This window comes from [Roseibacterium] beibuensis (genome assembly GCF_039542305.1).
Lineage (GTDB): Bacteria > Pseudomonadota > Alphaproteobacteria > Rhodobacterales > Rhodobacteraceae > Roseibacterium > Roseibacterium beibuensis.
In genome coordinates this window covers 473,392-492,061 of sequence record NZ_BAABHW010000001.1, presented here as the reverse complement: position 1 = coordinate 492,061, position 18,670 = coordinate 473,392, and the positions used below count along the sequence as shown (strand labels likewise).

17 protein-coding genes and 4 pseudogenes are annotated in these 18,670 nt (G+C 63.8%); 10 read left to right on the top strand and 11 right to left on the bottom strand.

Features of this window, described 5'->3' with window-relative positions; all coding sequences use genetic code 11:
• Positions 1 to 28 precede the first annotated feature (28 nt).
• The 3 genes from ABD923_RS02475 to ABD923_RS02465 all read right to left on the bottom strand — a co-directional run bounded on the left by ABD923_RS02475 (position 29) and on the right by ABD923_RS02465 (position 2,588).
• Positions 29 to 358, bottom strand: coding sequence for a glycosyl transferase family 90 (locus tag ABD923_RS02475; RefSeq protein WP_259546864.1), 330 nt, complete (start codon positions 356 to 358; stop codon positions 29 to 31).
• Between the two features lie 133 nt (positions 359 to 491).
• Positions 492 to 845, bottom strand: coding sequence for an ASPIC/UnbV domain-containing protein (locus tag ABD923_RS02470; RefSeq protein WP_259546865.1), 354 nt, complete (start codon positions 843 to 845; stop codon positions 492 to 494).
• Between the two features lie 750 nt (positions 846 to 1,595).
• Complete coding sequence (locus tag ABD923_RS02465) at positions 1,596 to 2,588, bottom strand: hypothetical protein (RefSeq protein ID WP_259546866.1); 993 nt, start codon at positions 2,586 to 2,588, stop codon at positions 1,596 to 1,598.
• Positions 2,589 to 2,720: 132 nt separating this feature from the next.
• On the opposite strand from ABD923_RS02465, the gene ABD923_RS02460 reads away from it, so the two are divergent.
• The gene (locus ABD923_RS02460; RefSeq protein WP_259546867.1) at positions 2,721 to 4,583 is read left to right on the top strand and encodes a glycosyltransferase; all 1,863 of its coding nucleotides are present in this window, start codon (positions 2,721 to 2,723) and stop codon (positions 4,581 to 4,583) included.
• 4 nt (positions 4,584 to 4,587) lie between these two features.
• Positions 4,588 to 4,779, top strand: coding sequence for a hypothetical protein (locus tag ABD923_RS02455; RefSeq protein ID WP_259546868.1), 192 nt, complete (start codon positions 4,588 to 4,590; stop codon positions 4,777 to 4,779).
• On the opposite strand, the pseudogene ABD923_RS19120 reads toward ABD923_RS02455, so the two are convergent.
• Positions 4,740 to 5,243, bottom strand: a pseudogene (locus ABD923_RS19120) (phosphopantetheine-binding protein); the annotation flags it as partial. The gene ABD923_RS02455 and the pseudogene ABD923_RS19120 sit on opposite strands and share 40 nt — an antisense overlap.
• 321 nt (positions 5,244 to 5,564) lie before the next feature.
• On the opposite strand from ABD923_RS19120, the gene ABD923_RS02450 reads away from it, so the two are divergent.
• Complete coding sequence (locus ABD923_RS02450) at positions 5,565 to 7,070, top strand: class I adenylate-forming enzyme family protein (protein ID WP_345229409.1); 1,506 nt, start codon at positions 5,565 to 5,567, stop codon at positions 7,068 to 7,070.
• 5 nt (positions 7,071 to 7,075) lie between these two features.
• Positions 7,076 to 8,227 carry a thioesterase domain-containing protein gene (locus ABD923_RS02445; protein ID WP_259546870.1) on the top strand — a complete coding sequence of 384 codons (1,152 nt, stop codon included), beginning with the start codon at positions 7,076 to 7,078 and terminating at the stop codon, positions 8,225 to 8,227.
• Here ABD923_RS02445 and ABD923_RS02440 read toward each other — a convergent pair.
• Positions 8,224 to 9,708: a class I adenylate-forming enzyme family protein gene (locus ABD923_RS02440; RefSeq protein WP_259546871.1), complete on the bottom strand. Its 1,485-nt coding sequence runs from the start codon at positions 9,706 to 9,708 to the stop codon at positions 8,224 to 8,226. The genes ABD923_RS02445 and ABD923_RS02440 overlap by 4 nt on opposite strands.
• A gap of 374 nt (positions 9,709 to 10,082) precedes the next feature.
• Positions 10,083 to 10,370 (bottom strand): annotated as a pseudogene (locus tag ABD923_RS02435) (IS3 family transposase); the annotation flags it as partial.
• Positions 10,371 to 10,477: 107 nt separating this feature from the next.
• On the opposite strand from ABD923_RS02435, the gene ABD923_RS02430 reads away from it, so the two are divergent.
• Together ABD923_RS02430 and ABD923_RS02425 are read left to right on the top strand one after the other, a co-directional pair.
• Positions 10,478 to 11,473, top strand: a complete 996-nt coding sequence (locus ABD923_RS02430) for an acyl-CoA synthetase family protein (RefSeq protein ID WP_259546872.1) — start codon at positions 10,478 to 10,480, stop codon at positions 11,471 to 11,473.
• 73 nt (positions 11,474 to 11,546) lie between these two features.
• Positions 11,547 to 12,095 carry a hypothetical protein gene (locus ABD923_RS02425; RefSeq protein ID WP_259546873.1) on the top strand — a complete coding sequence of 183 codons (549 nt, stop codon included), beginning with the start codon at positions 11,547 to 11,549 and terminating at the stop codon, positions 12,093 to 12,095.
• Here the strand turns inward: ABD923_RS02425 and ABD923_RS02420 are convergent.
• Positions 12,065 to 12,913: a lysophospholipid acyltransferase family protein gene (locus tag ABD923_RS02420; protein ID WP_345229407.1), complete on the bottom strand. Its 849-nt coding sequence runs from the start codon at positions 12,911 to 12,913 to the stop codon at positions 12,065 to 12,067. The genes ABD923_RS02425 and ABD923_RS02420 overlap by 31 nt on opposite strands.
• A gap of 107 nt (positions 12,914 to 13,020) precedes the next feature.
• Between ABD923_RS02420 and ABD923_RS02415 the strand changes: the two genes are divergently transcribed.
• The gene (locus ABD923_RS02415; RefSeq protein ID WP_345229406.1) at positions 13,021 to 15,150 is read left to right on the top strand and encodes an efflux RND transporter permease subunit; all 2,130 of its coding nucleotides are present in this window, start codon (positions 13,021 to 13,023) and stop codon (positions 15,148 to 15,150) included.
• A gap of 8 nt (positions 15,151 to 15,158) precedes the next feature.
• Here the strand turns inward: ABD923_RS02415 and ABD923_RS02410 are convergent, their stop codons facing one another.
• Together ABD923_RS02410 and ABD923_RS02405 are read right to left on the bottom strand one after the other, a co-directional pair.
• The gene (locus tag ABD923_RS02410; RefSeq protein WP_259546878.1) at positions 15,159 to 15,698 is read right to left on the bottom strand and encodes a hypothetical protein; all 540 of its coding nucleotides are present in this window, start codon (positions 15,696 to 15,698) and stop codon (positions 15,159 to 15,161) included.
• Positions 15,699 to 16,027: 329 nt separating this feature from the next.
• Positions 16,028 to 16,141 (bottom strand): annotated as a pseudogene (locus ABD923_RS02405) (IS6 family transposase); the annotation flags it as partial.
• Positions 16,142 to 16,189: 48 nt separating this feature from the next.
• Here ABD923_RS02405 and ABD923_RS19115 point away from each other — a divergent pair.
• Together ABD923_RS19115 and ABD923_RS02395 are read left to right on the top strand one after the other, a co-directional pair.
• Positions 16,190 to 16,285: pseudogene (locus ABD923_RS19115) on the top strand (IS5/IS1182 family transposase); the annotation flags it as partial.
• 64 nt (positions 16,286 to 16,349) lie between these two features.
• Complete coding sequence (locus ABD923_RS02395) at positions 16,350 to 16,538, top strand: hypothetical protein (RefSeq protein ID WP_259546880.1); 189 nt, start codon at positions 16,350 to 16,352, stop codon at positions 16,536 to 16,538.
• 221 nt (positions 16,539 to 16,759) lie between these two features.
• Here ABD923_RS02395 and ABD923_RS02390 read toward each other — a convergent pair whose 3' ends face one another.
• Positions 16,760 to 17,044, bottom strand: a complete 285-nt coding sequence (locus ABD923_RS02390) for a hypothetical protein (RefSeq protein WP_259546882.1) — start codon at positions 17,042 to 17,044, stop codon at positions 16,760 to 16,762.
• A gap of 208 nt (positions 17,045 to 17,252) precedes the next feature.
• Here ABD923_RS02390 and ABD923_RS02385 point away from each other — a divergent pair, with 208 nt between their 5' ends.
• On the top strand, positions 17,253 to 17,411 hold the full coding sequence (locus tag ABD923_RS02385) for a hypothetical protein (protein WP_405048290.1): 159 nt from the start codon (positions 17,253 to 17,255) through the stop codon (positions 17,409 to 17,411).
• 13 nt (positions 17,412 to 17,424) lie between these two features.
• On the opposite strand, the gene ABD923_RS02380 is transcribed toward ABD923_RS02385, so the two are convergent.
• The gene (locus tag ABD923_RS02380; RefSeq protein ID WP_259546884.1) at positions 17,425 to 18,621 is read right to left on the bottom strand and encodes an ROK family transcriptional regulator; all 1,197 of its coding nucleotides are present in this window, start codon (positions 18,619 to 18,621) and stop codon (positions 17,425 to 17,427) included.
• Positions 18,622 to 18,670: the final 49 nt, after the last annotated feature.

Here is an 18,670-nt window from a genome sequence, read left to right as displayed (position 1 = left end):
CCTTGCCCTGCCCCACCGGTTCCGGCTTTCACCAAGGTCGCGTTGTGGCGCCCGGTGTCACTTCCACTGCCAGTGCGTGCGGAACGGCTGCGGCCACCTCGGCCTCGGCATCGAAGGTGATCGTTCTGGCCGGGGCTTGCCCGTCCTCGGCGATGGCCCGGGCCTCGCTCGGGTTGCTGCGCTCCCAGTCGATCTTTTCTACCAGATCGGACATGTCGGCCGCGACCGGCACGAAATGGCGGCCGGGTTCGAGGCGGTGCGAGAACCACTGGCTGAAGCCGAACGGACTGGCCGCTTTCCGCCCGCAACAGCCCATTGCGGGCGCACGATCGGCTCCGACATGCGTTCGTCGATCCATGACAGATTCTGCGCGATGTCCACCGGATGTCCCTTTCGCCCGCCAAGACCGCCAAAGGAAGCAAGCCACCTGTCAAGGGCGGACCACTCCGGACCCGGTCGCATGACACTGCCCGACCTCCCATACCCGACGCCTAGTCCGGCGCCATGTCGGGGTGGCGTAGCGTAACGATCCGGCCCGCCTCGACACTGTCGTGCGTCAGCGCGCCATCGGGCCACGAGACCTCGACAATGGCCGTGTCATGCGCGCCCAACCCGACATGCAACCGCACGTGATCCTGCGCCGCCCAATGGCTACCCCCCGTCTGGCCAAGGGCCTGAACCCGCCCGCCCGCATGAACCCGAACCCGCGCGCCCAGCCCGTCCAGCGACCAGGGATCGCGCAGATCGATCTGCACCCGGTTGCCCCTCGGCGCGGCGCCCATCAACAGCGTGTAGCTTGTGTCCGTCGTCCTGCCGCCGTCCCCGATCACAAGGTCCAATGCCATGCTGGTCCCAGGCGTTGAGAACCTGCCAGCCGGTCGGCCCGTCCGGCGCGCCCGGGTCGTACACGACCTGCGCATCCGGGAAAGCCGCCGCGCCCGACACCCAGCGGTGATGATGGTTGAGGTAGAGATCCGGCTCCGGCCCGCCGCCCATGTCTCCGATCACGATGCCGAAGGCCTCGGCGGTGAAAGGTCGCCGCACGCCCGCTCGGTCCGGCAGATGCAGGCGCTCCGATTGATCGAGGAAGATCACGGGCGCGGTCCCGACCTCGGCCAAGCCAGGCGCGGCCAGCACCAGATGGAGAGCCAGGGCTTTGGCCAGCACGCCCCAGGCACGGCTTGGACACGGCCCCTGCGGTCCGCCCCCGCGGCCGGCAATGGGCCAAGCCCGACCACGCATCACGTCTCTCATCCCCGCAACGCCTCTCGATACCCAAGGGCAATACGCGCAGGCTTTTGACCCGGTGACAAACCCAAGCAAACGCGCAGGAAGAAAAAACCGGCGCGCACACGATCTGCCCCCCGGTTTTAATTCGATGTTTACCTTTTGCGGGTAAGTCTGCGACTCACGGGCGCGTTCCGCCAAGGCCGCCCCCGCATTTCCCACAGAGAGCCGACATGATCCCGCCCCGCCTTGTCGCGTGGGGCATCGCAGCCTGTCGCGCCCTCGGCCAAACGACAGGTTTTCGACGCATGACCATGATCCATGCCACATCTGCCGAAAAGGACCGCGCGCTCCTGCCCGCCGGGATGTCAGACGGGCGCGGCGTCGAACTCCGGCAGAACCGCCGCGGAGGATCGCGTGCGCCAAAGATCGACCTTGCCCAGATCGTCGAAGGTCAGGTCGCCGCAAGCATCGCCGAACACCTCCCGAAGATGCGGGCGGAGCAGATCGACCACTCCCGCCCGGTTCGACGCCAGCCGATCAAGGACCGAGGCGCGCACCGCACCTGTTGGAAAACCTCGGTCGACAAGGTCGCGAACCGCACCGGCCACCGCGTCCGGATCGGGCGGAACCACGCGGCTATGGGCCGGGTCCATCATCTCGACACGGCCCCCGTCGGCCTCGACCGTCACCACGGGAAGATCCAGCAATTGATACTCGATGCTGGCGCGCATCGGCCCCTCCCGCTTGGACAGGCACAGCCCGACCCGCGCCCCCTGCACGGCACGGGCGTACTCGGCCCCCTGCAGCAGCGAGAAGGCGCCGTCGCCAAGCTCGTGATTGTAGAACTCCGCAGCGGGCAGCAGAGCGCGCATCCGGGCAAGGGCGGCGGCGGTCGGTCTCCAATACAGCAACCGCAGGCTTGGGATCGCGCGGGCAAGCTCGTGCCGCTTGTAGCCTTCCAGCCCCGCGACATAGACGGCATCCACGGTCTTCTCGACCCCGCCCGCCCGATCGAACTGGCTCTCGTCGACGAAGTTGAGCGAACTGAAATGAATCGCCGGAAGGCCGGCACGCTGGCACAGGCCCATCTCGTCCATCGTGTTGGCCAGGACAAGGAACCGCCCCGCGGGCCACGCCTGCCGATAGGCGCTGATCTCATCGGCCAGCGCCTCGGCCTCCTGGACGGTGGCGATGCCCCAGGCCAGCGCCAGGAGATGCAGGGCCGGACGCGCACGCATCGCCTCGGGCAGCAACGGGGCAATCCCCACGGTACAGCCGTGAAACAGGCTCCGCTTGGACAGCGTGACCAACGGATCAAGCGATACGACGCCTCCGAAATATTGATCCGCCCCAGTCATCCGTGCCCCGTTCGCCCGTCGCGTCCCCGCCCCCCGAGGGTGCGTGTAATCCTGTATCACGTGCCGGCCGCAAAGAAATTGCGCTTTCCGGCCCGCTTTCCTATCACACGCTGGTCGGTATGAGGAGCCGGGATGGACAAGGAACACCTCCTGCGGGCGGCGGAAGCTCTCGATGCCGAGGACGCCGCGACTGCGTGGAGTACACTCTCTGATCTGCGCGGCCTGTCCGCGACCGCAGCGGAACGGCGCCTGACGCTGAGCCTGTGGAAACGCGCCGTCCAGTTAAGCTTGGCGAAAGAGCGCCTGTCGTCGCCCGATGCCCTCGCGATCCTGCGCTTTCTGGGCGAGTTGGACCGCCTCGTCGCAAGCGGCAATCATTGGCGTCTCTACGATGATCTGACCGCGGTGCAATCCGCGATTGACGCCAATGCCCTTGCGTCGATCCTTGTCACGGCATTGGGCGACGTGCTGCCCGACATGCCGCTGGAATTGCGCCAGGAAATTCTGATCCGCTGCTTCATGGCCGGGCAGTCGGACACGCTGACCGAGCTTTGGGGCCTGTATTTCCGAATTGCACCGGATTTCGTGCCGGATTTCTGGCTGTTCCAGGCCTTCTTCCGGTCGCTGCACGAAACCGGGGAAGACGCCCCCGGGGCCCGGATTCTCGATCTCTGCCGTGACGCGGAACGCGACGATCTGCTGCCGCTTCTGGAAATCTACCGCGCCTTGCTGCACCAGCGCGACCTGACGGATGCCTTCACGAAGGCGCGCGACCTGACCGATCCGATGCAGCGGCGCATGATGGTGCTGTGGCTGCGCGGCGCGTCCCACAAGCACGACCTCATCGCCGAGGCTGTGCGGCTGCATGCCGAGCTCAGCGGCCCGGATGACGTCGACGAACGCGCCTATATGCAGGCCCGCCAGAAAGCGTCCGAAGGCGCATGGGACGAGGTTCGCTCCATCACCGCGACCCTGCCCGCCGATGTCGATTTCCGGGGCGAGGCCCTCTGCCTCGAAGCGCTGGCCGAGGCTCATTCCGGGAATTTCGACGCCGCCCATTCTGCGCTGCGTCACGTCCGGGCGCGCCGGGATGTGCCCTGGTTTCTTGCCGGTCGCGCGGCCCTTGTCGGCTGCATCGTGTCGCGCATGGAGCGCGACGCGCCGCCGCCTGAGCTTGCCAGCCCCCCGACCCTGTCGGTTATCGCGGGGCGTCCCTTGGCGCAGTCGCTCTGGATCGGCCCGCGGCTCAGGTGGATCGAGGAGATGTCGATCCGGTCCTACCTGCGCAACGGATGGCGCTACCAGCTTTTCGTCTATGACCTGCCCGAGAACGTGCCCGACGGGGTCGAGGTGATGGATGCAACGGCCATCCTGCCGCGCAATACCGTGTTCCGCGAGGGCGCGGGCAGCGGCATGCACCGGGGATCGCTGGGCGCGTTTTCCGATCTTTTTCGCTACGCGCTCCTGTCGCGGCGGGGCGGGCTCTGGACCGATACCGACGTCATCAACCTCGACCGGTTCGAGCCTGACGGCGCGCGCTTCATCGCCAGCGAGTGGACCGATGCGGGCATCGTCGGTCCGAACGGCGCGCTGATGGCCGCGCCGGCTGGATGCGCGTTTCAGTCAGCCGCGCTCGAACGCGCCCGGATGCTGCATGCCCAGCCGGACATGCATTTCGCAAGGATCGGGCCAGAACTTCTGGCCGAGATGATGTGGCTCGGGGATGCGCAGGACTACGACCTTTTGCCGCCCGACTACCTGAACCCGATCGGCTGGATGGAAACCGGCCGCCTGCTGGGCCCGTTCGAGGAAACGGCCGCGGCCCTGTCGCGGACGCAGGCGCGATGCCTTCATGTCTATACCGAAACCTGGCGGCTGATCGGCCTCGGCCTCGACACGGAACCGGCAGAGGACGGCAGCTTCCTGGCAACCCTGAACCAGCGGCTGAAGGACGCCCCCGCCGACCGTTCCGTCCGCGACCTGCTGGAGGCATGAGCCCATGATCATCGCCCATGACGACATGATGCGCCGCGCCGGAATCGAGGGGCCGGTGGCCTCGCTTAAGGCTTTCCTGCAAGGCACCCGCGCGCCGATGCGGGCGACCATGTCGAGGCCAATGATCCCGCCCGCGCAGAACGAGGCCAGCCGCACAGGGCCTTCGGGTTGCACCTCGTCGATCACGTCGAGGTAATGCTCAGCCAGCGCGCCGATGGTGTCGTACTCCGGCCCCTCGGTCCGCAGCGACGGCACTTCGAGGAGGTGAATGCGGAACCTGTCGACCATCCCTGCGAAAAACTCGCGCGGCGGGAGCGTGTAGCCCCCCTTTCCGTGCAGAATGAATACGTACGGTTTGCCATCGCCGGCGACCGTATCTGTCGCAGTCAGGAACGACGCCAGCCGGCGCGGCGTCGCCGTGTCGCCGATCTGTGAGATCTGGAAATCGCGCCCGCTGAGCTTGGCCATTCCGGCGCTCAGCGCCTCGGCATGGAGGGAGTCGCCGCCCAAATCGAAGAAATCATCGTCCAGACCGACCCCATCCACCTCGAACACGGTCTCGAACAGGCCCACGACCGCGCGTTGCTCGGAGGTTTCGGGGGCGGCATAGTCGATGTCGAGCTGCAGATCGCTCCGCTTGATATGGGATGTGTCGGTCATGATCCGTCGTCAGGCTCGTCCACTTGGCGCTGCGGTCGGGCGGTAGCAGCGCACGGTATTTCGAAACTCAAAACGCATGGGGCGCGAGATCCGCATGGGCCAAGCGCGCCTGGAAGTCGGCCCAAGCTATGCGGAGGCCGAAAATTTGCTAACCCAAGGTCATATAGCAGGGTTGGCGTAGCCGCGAAGCCGTTCGTGCGCGTCTGTTAACCTTTGTGTCCCTGGAAACACGCAATCCAGAAAACGCCGCCGCATCTGGTGCCACGCATCTTTTTCGCTGACTATGGCGAGCGGAAAGGATGCGGAAACAGGGACGGCAAGATGTCAGACTGCACCAAGATTTCTTTGGCCAATACCCTATTGTCGATGGCGGCCATTCGTGGGGATGCTCCGGCAGTGGTCGGCAACGACATCGAACTGACGTTTCGCCAACTCGCCGAACGCTGCGCCCAGACGGGGCACGAATTGATCGCCGCAGGCATTCAGCCGGGGCAACATGTCGGCATCGCCGTGCGGGACAGCGTCGAATACCTGGTTTCGATTTTCGGGATCTGGATGGCCGACGCAGTGGCCGTTCCAATCGATTTCCGCAGCTCCATCGAGGAGCGCCAGCGCATCGCTTCGGCATTTGACCTTGCCGCGATCCTGCAGGACAGGCCCGCCACCTATGAAGGGTGTGAGGCGATGCTTATAGATGCCGCCTACAAGGACCGCCGCGCGACTCGCCCCGTCCTGCCGCCCCCTATGACCGGCCCCGACGCCCCGGCCTATATCTCGTTGACCTCGGGCACCACGGGCACGCCCCTGGGCTTCGTCATCGGCCATGGCGCGATGCTCGCCAAGACGGAGTGGGACCCGTACCGCTACCTGCCTGGATGCGGCGGGCCGAGGGAGCTTGACCTTGTCACGCTGAACGCTCTGCCGCTTTCCTTTTCGGCGGCGCGCACCCATGTGTTCGCCCGCCTGCTGAGCGGGGGAAAAACCATCTTCTTCCCGATGATGCACACGCTGCCGGAACTCGCCGAGGCGATGCAGCGCCACCGGGTCGAGTTTTCCTTCACGGTTCCGACCGTGGTCCGGGGCTTGATGGATCTTGCCCCTGACAACGGCCAGCCATTCTTTCCGGATCTCAAGCTGTTCTACATTGGTGGCGCGAACCTTAACCGGGACGAGAAACTAGCGGCGCAGAAGATCCTGACGCCCCACGCGATGACGAACTACGCCTCCACGGCCAGCGGGACCCTCGCCTCGCTCTACGGGGACGACATGCGTGCACGGCCCGACAGCGAGGGACGGGTCCTGAGCAGCTCGCGCATCGAGATCGTGGATGGGCAGGACACCGTCCTACGACATGGCGAGCAGGGCATCCTGCGGGTGCGGGCGCCCGGCATGGCGACGCATATCTACGGCGGGCAGGGCCGCGAAGACGGTGACAAGATCCGCGCCGGCTGGATCTACCCCGGCGATATCGCCAGCATCGACACCGAGGGTTTCCTTTCGATACACGGTCGTCAATCGGACCTGATCATTCGCGGCGGGTCGAATGTCTATCCCTCCGAGGTCGAAGCCGCGATTGCCGCCCTTCCGGGGGTGCGAGAAGTCGCGGTCATCGGTTTCGAGACGGCCCGAGAGGGAGAGGAGATCGCGGCATTCGTGGTCGTGAAGGACGGCATGACGCAGGCCGATATCGACGCCCATTGCCGCCGCGCCCTGACCAGCGACAAACGCCCCCGCGAGATCGTCATCCTCGACGCCCTGCCGCGTAACACCAATGGCAAGGTCCTCAAGCGCGACCTGAGCGAGATGGTGCCCGCCGGAAAGATCTGAACACGATGACCGACAAAGCACAGCCCCTCATAGACCGCGATGCCATCGGTTTACCGGTCGAGTTCGAACCGCCTGCGCCTGGCCTGGAAACGCAGGTCGCGAAGATCTTTCAGGACGCGCTGCGGATTGCCCCCATCGGGGCCATGGATGACTTCTACGATCTCGGCGGCGACTCTCTCCAAGGCGAAGAGATCAGCCTCCAGATCGAGGCACAAACGGGCTTTGCCTTCCCGATCTCGAGGCTGTTCGACGCCGGCACTCCAAGGGCTATCGCCGCAAGCCTCGACACGGGAGAGGACAAGGCCAAGGCCGCCGACGAAGCCGCGCAAGAGATCCTGTTCGTCGTGCATGGCCGCCGTGGCTATACCGTTCCGCGCCGTAGCTTCCTTGACGGCCTTTCGCCGGGGTCGAAACTCGTGATGTTCGAGATGCCCGGCCTTCTGAACAAGGAAACGCCGCCGGAGTCCCTGCGCGAGCTGGCCGAGGCTTACGTGGCCGAGATCGAGCGCGTTCAGCCCGAGGGCCCGGTTCGCCTTGCCTCTTTCTGTGTGGGCGGGCTGGTGGCGATCGAGATGGTTCATATCCTGAGGGCTCGCGGCAGGCCGCCCATTTCCATAGTCATGCTAGATCCGCGCCCGCCCAAGCCGCTGCCCAAGCGGCTGGAAAGCGAACGGGCCATTCGGAAATCACCGTGGAACCTGTTCGCACGCCTGCGCCTCTTTGGCCTGACCGGACGGCTCGATCCCGACAAACCGTTCCTTGAACCCACCTATCGCCGCCTAAACACGGCCTACGAACGTATCATCGTCGCACGCGGCTGGGGGCGCCATGCGAAGGCCGATGGACGCAAGGAAAAGACCCGCTATGCCGGGGTCAAGATGAATGTCGAAGCACAAGCGCGGCTGACCACGGCGATGCTGTTCGCATGGCCCGACCCGCTCGATGCCGAGGTTCATATCCTCGGGTCGCGACAGCGTTCGAGGCTTCTGACCGATCCCGACGGCTTCTGGGGGCATCTGTTGCCGAACCGGAAGGTCTATCTCGTGGTCGATTCTCACCAGGAGATCCTGCGCGGGGAATCGGCAACGGTCGCCGGGGCGATGGAAGACCTGCTACTTGGACGGGGCTGCGAGATCGACGAAAGGCCCGCGGCCTAGCCCTCCGGCCCTGCCAGCCGCGCCTTCAGGTCCCGGCGCAGGATCTTGCCGTTGGTATTTCGGGGCAAGCTCTCGACGATCTCGACCCGCGATGGCCGTTTCCCCGGCGGAAGGGCCAATTGGCACTGCGCAAAGACATCGGCCTCCGCCAGATTACCGGCGCGCGGCACGACGAACACCGCGATTTCTTCGCCCATCGCCTTGTCGGGAAAGCCCACGGCCACCGCCTCGGACACGCCGTCAAGGTTTTCCACGACCGCCTCGACCTCGGCCGGGAACACGTTCAGTCCGCCCCGTATGATCATGTCAGTCGTGCGCCCCTCGATGGTCAGGAACCCGGCCTCGTCGATATGGCCGATATCACCGGTATAGCCCCAGCCATCCCTGATCCGGTCTCCATCCTCGCGATCGCGGGCGTTGTAGAACCCGTCGGCAAGACCCGGGCTGCGCACCCGCAAGGCCCCGGTTTCCCCGACCGGCAGCGGGTCGCCCTTCGGGTCCACCACCTCTAGCCGCACCGTCGGCAGGATCTTTCCAGAGGTCTGGGCGCGCGCCCTCACGTTCTCGCCGCTTAGCACCGAGACCGTGCCGGACAGCGTCGAGGAATAGCAGTGGATGACATTGGGAGAGAGTTTCTCATGAGCCGCGATCATGTCCTGTGCAGAGATGCCCGAACCGCCGCAATAGATCATCTCGACGGCCGGAAAGAGCGGCCCCTCTCTTTCCCCCGCGATCTCAAGCAGTGCCGACACGGTCGCCGGCACCGCAAACACAAAGGTCATGCCCTCGGCGTTGATCCGCTCTGCGAGCTCGCTCGCCCCGAAGGTGGGGGGATGGAAATGGATCGTGCCGCCCCGCATCAGATGCGCCAGCGTGTGATTGCGCGATGCCGAGAACGACAGGGGAAAGGCGTTCAGGAACTTCGCGCCCGTCGGATAGGCACATTCCATCGAGTAGCTGAGCATCCGCATCATCATGGTGCGATGGCTGATCACGACCCCCAACGGTCTGCCCGTCGTGCCCGACGACAACGAGATCAGCGCGGGGTTCCCCCCCTGTGTCGGCAAGGGCGTGCTGGGCTGGCGCGCACAGTCTTCCTCGAATTCCGGGGTCCACTGGATCGAGGCATAGTCCTGCCCCGGCATCGGACGGTCCTCGAACAACACCGCAAGGTCGAAATCCGCAACAAGCCGCGCGCGGTCGTCTCCCCTCAACCGGAAGTCTACCGGCACGGCAACCGCGTCCAGCATCCAAGCGGCCATCATCGCCTTGACGACATTGAGGCTGTCACGGTGCGCGATGCCAACATGATCCCCCGCTTGAACGCCCTCGGCGGCCATCTGGCGTGCCAGCTGCGAAACCTGCAAGGGCAACTCCGCATAGGTCACGGACTTGGGGCGCTGCACGAGCGCCGGTTTGTCCCCGTGGTCGCGGGCCAACGAATACAAAAGGTCGGACAGGTTTGTCTTGTCGGCGATCATGTCTCGGTCGTCCCATCGCTGAAGAAGGGGAGGCGAACCCATCCCCTGCGTCGATATCCTTAAGCAGAGATCAACGATTAACCAGCCCAAAGCCCGATCGCGACACGTCGACTGCAGGCAAGTTGCTTTGCCCGATGATCGAATGGTGAATTTCGGTTTTCTTGATCTTGGATGATTGCTTGGCGTTCTCCACCAGCGTCCAACTTTCGGCGGAGCGATCGAAAGATGCTTACCCGTCCCAATGGCTGCTTCTCTGAAATGAAACGGGTAAGTTCAGAGGGCTTTTCTGCAGTTCCTTCATTTGGCAGATATGGCAGCTTGATTTGCCATGTCCGTCGTCAGATGAAATGGAACATGCGGGCCACATGATGAGCGGAAATGTAGGATGCGCCATTGTCACTGAGCAGCCGCGGACGGTGCGCCACCGTGGCGCTGTCGCAGCCGGAGACGGCCAGGGCATCCTCGAGCGTCGCCGAGAGATAGAACCAACCCCAGCCGACGACCTTTAGATAGGTGATGTCTGTCTGAAAGGCCTGGTTCGGCCTGGTGGTCTTCTCGTGGAACTCATCCGCCGCGCCGATCACGGCGAAGGCCGGCCTGGTGACAAGGTCATGGGCCTTCAGAATCCCGCAGACACTGACCTCGGAGACGAAGTAGCGCCGCGCAGCGTATGAGCATGGCCGGGGAACGTCGCGACGGCGCGTCCGTCAGACGCCCTACCCGTGCAACACTGGTATCATTCATCAACACGCCTGTTTATGCTTAACCCATGAAGGCTGGGACCGACTTCAGTAGTGCTGCGGATCCACTGACCGGCGCGCCGATGACTCGCGTGGGTTTTGCCGCGACATGCGCCATGGCGATGTCGCGTTTCCGCGGAGACCCCGGGGTCGTCTTGCAAACATCAAGCGGCAGTTCCGGACCCGCGCTGGTGTTGCCCCGGCGGGCGGCGGATGTTGCCAACACCTTCTCTCGGGTCGCGCGCCATTATGTGGCCCGGTTCGGAGAAGCGCCGCGTCGGGTGGCGCTGATTGGCGGCATTTCTCATCAGGCAACGTCCGAGGGTGTGGATCTCGCCGGAATCGCGATCCGGTCATTCGATCCCGAAGATCGCGAGGGGTTGGAGGGTTTTTCACCGGATGCGATTTCCATCTATCCCAACCTGATGCGGCGACTTCTGGCCGACGACATCGAAAACCTGACCGATCTGCGCGCAATCAAGCTGGGGGGAGAGCGGGTGTTTCCTTCGGATGTTGCCCGGATCTCTGCGATGGGTCGCGATCTGCAGATCCTAGAGCAATTCGGCTCCACCGAAATGCCAGCCGTTGCACTCAGGGACCACTGCGGAGGCCGATTTTGCAAGAAGTTCAGTCTATCGCTCGATCGTTTCACCTTTGCCGGTGCGTCCGATGACGGTTGGAGGCCGCTGATCGTTCGCGATAACTTCGACGGACTTCTGGCCGATCCGGGAGGATATTACGACACCGGCGACGAAGCGCTTTGGCAGAACGGTAGCGTGATTGATATCCGCAGGAGAGGAGACCCGGCCAACGCCTTTTTCGAAGCTGCGGAGATGTTGCTTGATACGGGAGCGGTCAATGTCCAGTTCAACAATGCAACAGAAGAGGTTTCTGTTGAGAGCGATGTCCCACAGCCAGCGTCCGTTGAGGTTGGGGGCAGACCCTATCGTGTCCGGACGGTGGAACGTATCGTCCGAGCGCCGTCCAACAAGTTGCCGCTGTTGATCGATGCACGCCGGCAGTGATCCATCCCGTGCAGCGCGGGGTCGCGACATCGTCGTCGTCACCAACCCCGACAAGGGTGCGCGGACGGCTTACTTGAAACTCCTGTCCGATCGGTACCGGGAGCGGATAGGTACCGATCTTCGCGATGAAGCGGTCACGCTTCCGGCAACTAGCCATTTGTTCCTGTGCGTGCGTCAGGGAGAGGTGGTCGGCGGAATGCAAGTCGCAGTGGCCGGGCCGGACGAAGCACTTCCGTGTGAAGACGACGGCGTATTGGTGGGCGATTATCACGCGGCGCGGTTCCCCAACCGACAATTTCGCGCCGAGGTCTTGCGAAATGTCAGCGCCCGCGGCGCCGGCGGATTGGTGCAATATGCGCTTCTGGGTCGGCTCTCCGAGGCGTTAAAGGCGTTGGGCTGCAATACGCTCTACTGGCTGGCGGATGAGCGGCAAACGACCAATTCGCACCGGGTCGTAAGGGCGCTTGGCGGAATGCCGGAACGTGTGGACACCTACGTGCTGACCCGAAAGGGCAATCCCGCAGCACGGAAACTGGTGCTTTCGGTAGCAGATATCACTGACTGGACAGCCCCCGCAGACCTGCCCCCGGTTCAGGCTCGCGCCGGACGTCCCAAGGAATAAACTCGCTTGCGCAGAAGCTCGATTGCGGCCTGATCGTCGAGGTCGCAAAGTGCCTCGGGGTCTAGCGGGTCACCGACATCGAAACGGATCACATCGCCGGAACGACGGTAGAGTTCGCGCACGAGAAGCAGAGTCCGAAACAGCGGATGTACAAGTCCGGCCGCGTTGAAGAGCAAGGAGTTTCTTCCGGGAAAATACACCGGCAGCAGACGTGCCCCGGTCGCCCGTGCCAGCCGTATGACATGGGCCGTCCAGTCCGGGTCGGTGACCGACATGTGCGACAGACGGAAGTGAGATACCCGACCGGCCGGATAGATCAGTAATGCGCCACCCTCAGCCAAATGCTGCCGCGCCTGACGCAACGGGGCGACGTTGCGCCGGTTTGGATCCCAGCGCCCGAAGGAGTCGACCGCGATCAGCCGTGTCGCAATCGGCCCGATCCGGTTGAGATAGTCGGTCGCAACCAAGCGAAAGCCGGGACGCTGGCGTTCCAGGACGGCCCCGAGGCAGAGCATTTCCAGTGCACCGAACGGGTGGTTGGAGACAACGATCAGGGCGCCCTCGGACGAAAACAGTTCGGTAACCCCCGCGGGGGCGGCGACCGTGACATCTAGGATCTCAAGCGCCCGGGCCATGCGCGCCGGATCGGCCGTATCCTGCGCCCAGAGTGCAATGTCTTTGTCGAAGCGATTGAATTTCAATGGCCCATCGGCCAGCGCGAAGATCGCCGGGCGCAGCAGGCTCAACACCGCTGAGCGGTCACAAAGACGCCCCAGATCGACGAAGGGCTCGGTCTCATTTGTGGGATCGGAGGACATCGCGTTGCCCGTGCTCTGCGGTGCGCGCAACGCTAACGCAGCCTGCATGCGACTCAAACTGATTGTTTGGATAGTCGCGTTTCGCCTAGTTTGCTGGCATGGAGCCGATGGCAAAAAGACCCGGTCCGCGTGCCGGACCAGCCCGTTGGATTGTCGCGGCACTTCTGCTGATCTCGGCCGCGCTGGCTGCCTATACGGCCTCAGCCTGGCTCTATATCGAGACGGATGCCTCCAAGACCGTGCGCGGCGGCAGTCCGGCATTCACGCGCTTCACCGATCTTGAAGACCGGTTCGGTATGCCCTCGGAAGACGAGGTGCTGGTTGTCTCGGCCGCCGACCTCGGCAGCGCCGACGCTTTCCTGGCGCTGGAGGACCTGGTTGTCGAGCTGCAGCTATCACCCAGTGTTCGCGGTGTGATCAGCATCTTTTCCATCACCGGGCCGGATGGCGCGCCGCTTTTGGCGGCCCCCGACTACACGGATCTGGAGCCGGGTGAACGGCTCGACCGGCTTCGCGCCGAAAGCGCGATCGCGCAACGTTTTCTGGCTGAGGATCGCGGCACCACCCTAGTTCTTGTCCTACCCGATCTGGCCCTCGCGGAACCCCAAAGGATCACAGAACTGAACGACGTGATCGAGATCGCTGGCGGTCCGATCGAGGTTCAGCTTCTCGGTTTGCCGGCGCTCAACCGGGAGGTGTCGGCCGCGATCGTATCCGATCTGGCGTTCTTTGTTCCTCTCGGGGCAGTGCTGTGCCTGTTGGTGGCCGCGTTACTCTTTCGGTCACCCCGCGCGCTGGTGGTCTGCGCTGTAGCACCTGCCCTCTCGATCACCTGGACGGTGGGCATCGTTGCGCTGACGGGCACTGCTTTCACACCGATGGTCACGCTAGTACCCGTTGTCATTATCACGCTCGGCATCGCGGACAGCGTCCATGTCTATCATGCCATCCTTGCGCGCCTGAACGAGCGCCAAGACCTGTCGGCGGCCATTGCAACCGGCATGCGCGAGACGATGCCAGCGGTGGCTGTGACTTCGGGGACGACGGCCGCCGCCTTCTTGAGCGTGCTTGTCGTAGGGTCGGAGACCCTGAGGACGCTGGCATGGGTCGGCAGTCTGGGTCTTTTTCTGACCTTCGTGGCACTGAATCTGTCCATGCCGCTGATCGTGCGGGCCATGCACCGGTCCAACGGGGGAACACATGTCGACCCCGGCGTATCGGCCGCGGAAAACGTAGCCTTCGCTCTTTTCGCTCGGCCACGCCTGATGCGCAGCATTGCAGCCGGACTGCTCGGCCTCTTGCTTATCGTCCAGACATTTACGGAACGTGGGTTCGACGTGATGGAGTTCGTGCCGCACCGCTCGGAATTCCGCGCAGCACTCGATCAACTGGAGGCTGCGGTTCCGGGCAGCAACCAAAGCTACGTCGTTATCGAGGGAACCGACGGCACCCCAACCCTGTCGGATGCCGAGGCAGACCGGATCGGCGCCGTAGCCGAGGCAGTCTTCGGCGAGGGGGCCGCCTTTCCGCTCGATGCAGCGCAGATGGAGACCAGCGACGCGCTGACGGCTCGGTTCGTTGCGCGGGATGGGTCAGGCTTCGCCCTGCCCGTGCCCGGGCCCCTATCGGTCGATTGGCGCGAAACCCTGGCCCGCAGCACCGAGATCGAGGCCTCTCTCGACGCCGCAGGCCTTTCGGACGTCACCCATGTGACAGGCTATACACACATGCTCAGCATCGAGTTGCCGATGATCGTGTCGCAGCTTCGGACGGCTTTCTACCTTGCGGTAGGGATCATCACTCTTGCCACGATCATCCTGATGCGGTCGGTCATGCTCGCCATCGCGGCCTTGATCCCCAACATCATCCCGATTCTCGGCGCCGAGGCGTGGCTGGTCCTGACCGGCGCGACGCTCACCCTGGTCGAAGCCGTTGCGCTGACCATCGCGTTTGGCATCGCGGTCGACGACACGACCCACATCCTGAACAGGATCCGCTTGGCCATGCGACGAGCGGGCACCAGCGTGAACGAGGCCGTGGTGCAGGCCTTGCGCGAAGCAACGCGCCCAATCGTGGCCACGAGCCTGATCCTTCTGGCCGGATTCGGGGCGGCGAGCCTGTCAACTCTGCCCAGCGTATCGTCCTTCTGCCAATTGGCCGCGATCGCGACGGCCCTTGCTCTGCTCGCCGACCTTGCCCTTTTGCCGAGCCTCGTGACGGCCTTCTGGCGCCGGTAGCATGATGCTCACCGGCGTTCGAACCGCATCAGAAGCGTGCGGTGCTCGGGGCCACCGCTCTCGGGGCGCATCCACTGCTGGAGAACGAAACTGTCCGCGTCTCGGAAATCGATATCGAACCGCGAACTGTAGAGAACGTCATCGACGGAAAAGAGGCTGACCGATTGCACCTCGATCCGCTCTCCGGACAGCTGCCCGGCAAAGCCCGCTGCCGCGCTCAGGCGGTCGCTCATGAGGGTCGCGCGGACCCGGTCACCGTCATCGACGATCATCGCAAGCGAGAACTCGCTGCGCCCGGCGCTGGCCGCGCACAGGCCTTCGATGACGAGGTCCCTGCCGCTGGCGCCAGCTCGGACCTCTACAGTGCACCGGCCACGTTGCGTAACCGCGTGGTCAGAGACCGCAATTTCACCGGCGCCCCGCCAAGCGCCGACAACCTCAGCCACGTCGATTTCGCCTAGGCCGGCACCGGCAAACACAAAGCTACCAAGCACGCCAAGCCCGACCCTAACCGAAACCTGAACCGCCTTGGCGGCCAGTCGCCCCATGATCCCGCCCTTCCGATCTAACCCAAACGGCCGCCCGAGTGTTGGGCCTGAGGTCCATTGCGTCAAGTAAGGTGGGGTCCACGGACCCGGAGATTTCGATCTTGCGACACGGTCCACGGTTCGGAAACGCGCGCGGTGACATCTCCGATCTCTTCTGGAGGGTCGAGCTGCGGAAGGCACGTCTGTGGCCTTCAATTCCTGAGTTTCACGACAGGTCGCCGAACGGCCGCTTTTCACCTTTGCCGAATGGGTGCGGGTGCTGTCAGACTAATTCGAACTCGTCTCTGCAAGGACGGTGACGCTGTCCATTTTGCCGCGCAAAGACCGCGCCACTGCCATCTGGAGAAGGCGCGCAGCTGCTGCACACGTCGGCGGCGGATCTCTGACGCACACATCGGCCCGAACCGGTTCCACCAGAACCGGACGGTTTCATGACTGGCGTCAAAGCGTTCGCCGGCACCACCCGCATGGTTGACCTTCGAGCCGTCCGCATGGGGCGCTCGCGGGGCGGTCTGACGACGAAGATCCACGCCGTGACCGATGCGCGGGGCCTGCCGATCGCGCTGAAGCTCACCGCCGGGCAGGCCCCTCTCGACAGATTGCTTCGCAATCGCCTGCCGGGCAATGCATGACGGGCGCCCGGCCGGCGACATGCTCGACACCATCGGGCCGGGCCAGGCCCTGCTGGCGGACGCCGCCTATGACAGCAACCGACAGAGAGATCACCTCGCCGACATCGGCGCCGGGGCCATCATCCGCGCGATCCCGCGCCGCTCTGCGCCGCCTCCGCTTGACCGCGACGCCCACCGCCGCCGCAACCGGATCGAGCGGTTCTTTTAAAAGCTCAAGCATTACAGGGCCATCGCAACCCGATACGAGAAGCACAACGCCAACTTCCCCGCCCTCGTCAAACTGGCAGCCACACGCATCTGGTGGCGCGTTTATGAGTCGGTGTCCTGGACGAAGCTACCGCCCTTGGCAGAATACTCGACTGTCAGCTATGCGGCACGGATCGGACCTTGGGATAGACTGTGCCGCCATACGTCAGCCGGCGAGCCTGCCTAGGTCCAGTCGGCCACCACTTCGCCGCCCTGCGGCGTAGGCATCGCGGCCAGGTGCGGCCCCATCCGCCCCCAGAGCGCGCGGACCTGCTCGGCGTTCGAGTCTGAGATTTCCTGGCTTTCCACCAACGAAATGACATAGCCGCTCCCGTCCTCGCCGAGCACGTTAATGAACTGTTTCAGGCCGGGCAGTTTCATTATGTCGGCCTTCATCTTCTCCAGAGTGGCCAGTGCGGCCTCCCTCTCACCGGACTTCAACTGATATGGCGTGACGCGAGCAAACATGGGTGGTTCTCCCCCTAAATTGGTCCATCGGCACGGGAATGCGCAGGTGCTGGACATGCACGAGTGTGCCACAAAAAGGCGTTAAGAAGGGAATTATCTGCCCGTAGGCCGACGGGCGCTCTGGCCGCAACTCAAATCCGGATTGGCCTTCCCCCGGAAAAGGGATGCTCTCTGAAGTCGCCTTTCGAGCCCAATGGAGGATCAGGGAATGCCCCAGAAGAAGCATAAGCCCGAGGAGATCGTCGCAAAGCTACGGCAGGTCGATATGTTGGTGTCGCAAGGCCAATCGGTAGCCAAGTCGGTGCGCATGATCGGCATGACGCGGCGCCGCCAGAGAAATTCGAACCAGCCTCAGCTTAGACAGTGACACGGCCCCTTCCTTAATCTGGCAGCTCCACCAAGAAGCGGGCCGTGAGGGGCAGACTCGCAGCGCCAAGCGGGCGCGCATCGGGGCCTATGGTGCCGGTGACGATCGACGGAACGGCCATGCCCGTCATGTCGATCTTCTCCAACTCTGCCCTCACGCCGTCGACGAGGTCGGACCGCAGCTTGCTTGGAAGCCACCCATCGATCAAGATTGCGTTGAGATCCAACACAGTTTGCGTCGCTCGAACGGCCTGGGCCAATGCAAAGGCAGCGTTTTCGGTCCATTTCTGCAACAACGGCTTGGGGACGTCCCAGCCTTCCGGGTCTACCCAGATCTGCCTCGGGTCGATGCCTTCCTCGATGAGGCGGCGCTCCAGGGTCGACAATGACGCCGTGTCAATCAGTGCAGAGACCCGGCCGTCTCGGTCGGGCACTCGAAGCGGACCGAAGCCGGCGGCGTTTCCATTGGCGCCACCGAAAATCGATCCGCGCAGAACAAGACCGCCACCGATGAAGAAGGCGACGTGCAGGCTTGCAAAATTCGGAGGGTGGGAGGCCTTTCCGAAGACAAGCTCTGCGCTGCAGGCTGCTGTCGCATCATTTTGAAGGAAGACTGGAATGGACATCTGTCGCTCCAGTTCGGCCTTCAGATCGCGTGTCTTCCAATCCAACATTGCATCTGCAGGCACGCCTATCCGCGGCGCCCATTCCCAGAGGTGAAAGGGCATGGCGATACCTAGGCCCGCAAGCCTGCTTGCCCGTTTCGGCCCAAGCCGCGTTGTCACGCGATCGATCGCTTCTCGGGAACCTTTGAGGATTTCCGCGAAAACCGGATAATCGTAGATCTGTTTTTCACGCTCTATGATCCTTCCCAAGAAATCGGTCGCAATCAGTTCCGCCGACCGGCGCCCCACCTTTAACCCGAAGAAGAAGGCGCCCTCGGGATCGAGCGAGAGTGGGGTCGATGGCTGCCCCACACGCCCGCGCTGCGGCGCACCGCGCAGGATGAAACCGTCGGTCTCGAGAGCGGCGATTAGGCGCGAAACCGTTTGTGCCGAAAGGCCTGTGCGCCGCGCCAGCTCGGCCTTGGCAAGGCCCGGCGTGCGGCGAAGGAGGGTGAGGATCAGCCTCTCGTTGCGCTCCCTCATACCCTTTTGGTTGGACCCGTAGCGCGCGCCATCCGAAGGTTTCTGCTGATCACGAAATGTCATATTTTATAGGGCCTGATACTCGGGTGGCGGGTGTTCACACACTCACAAA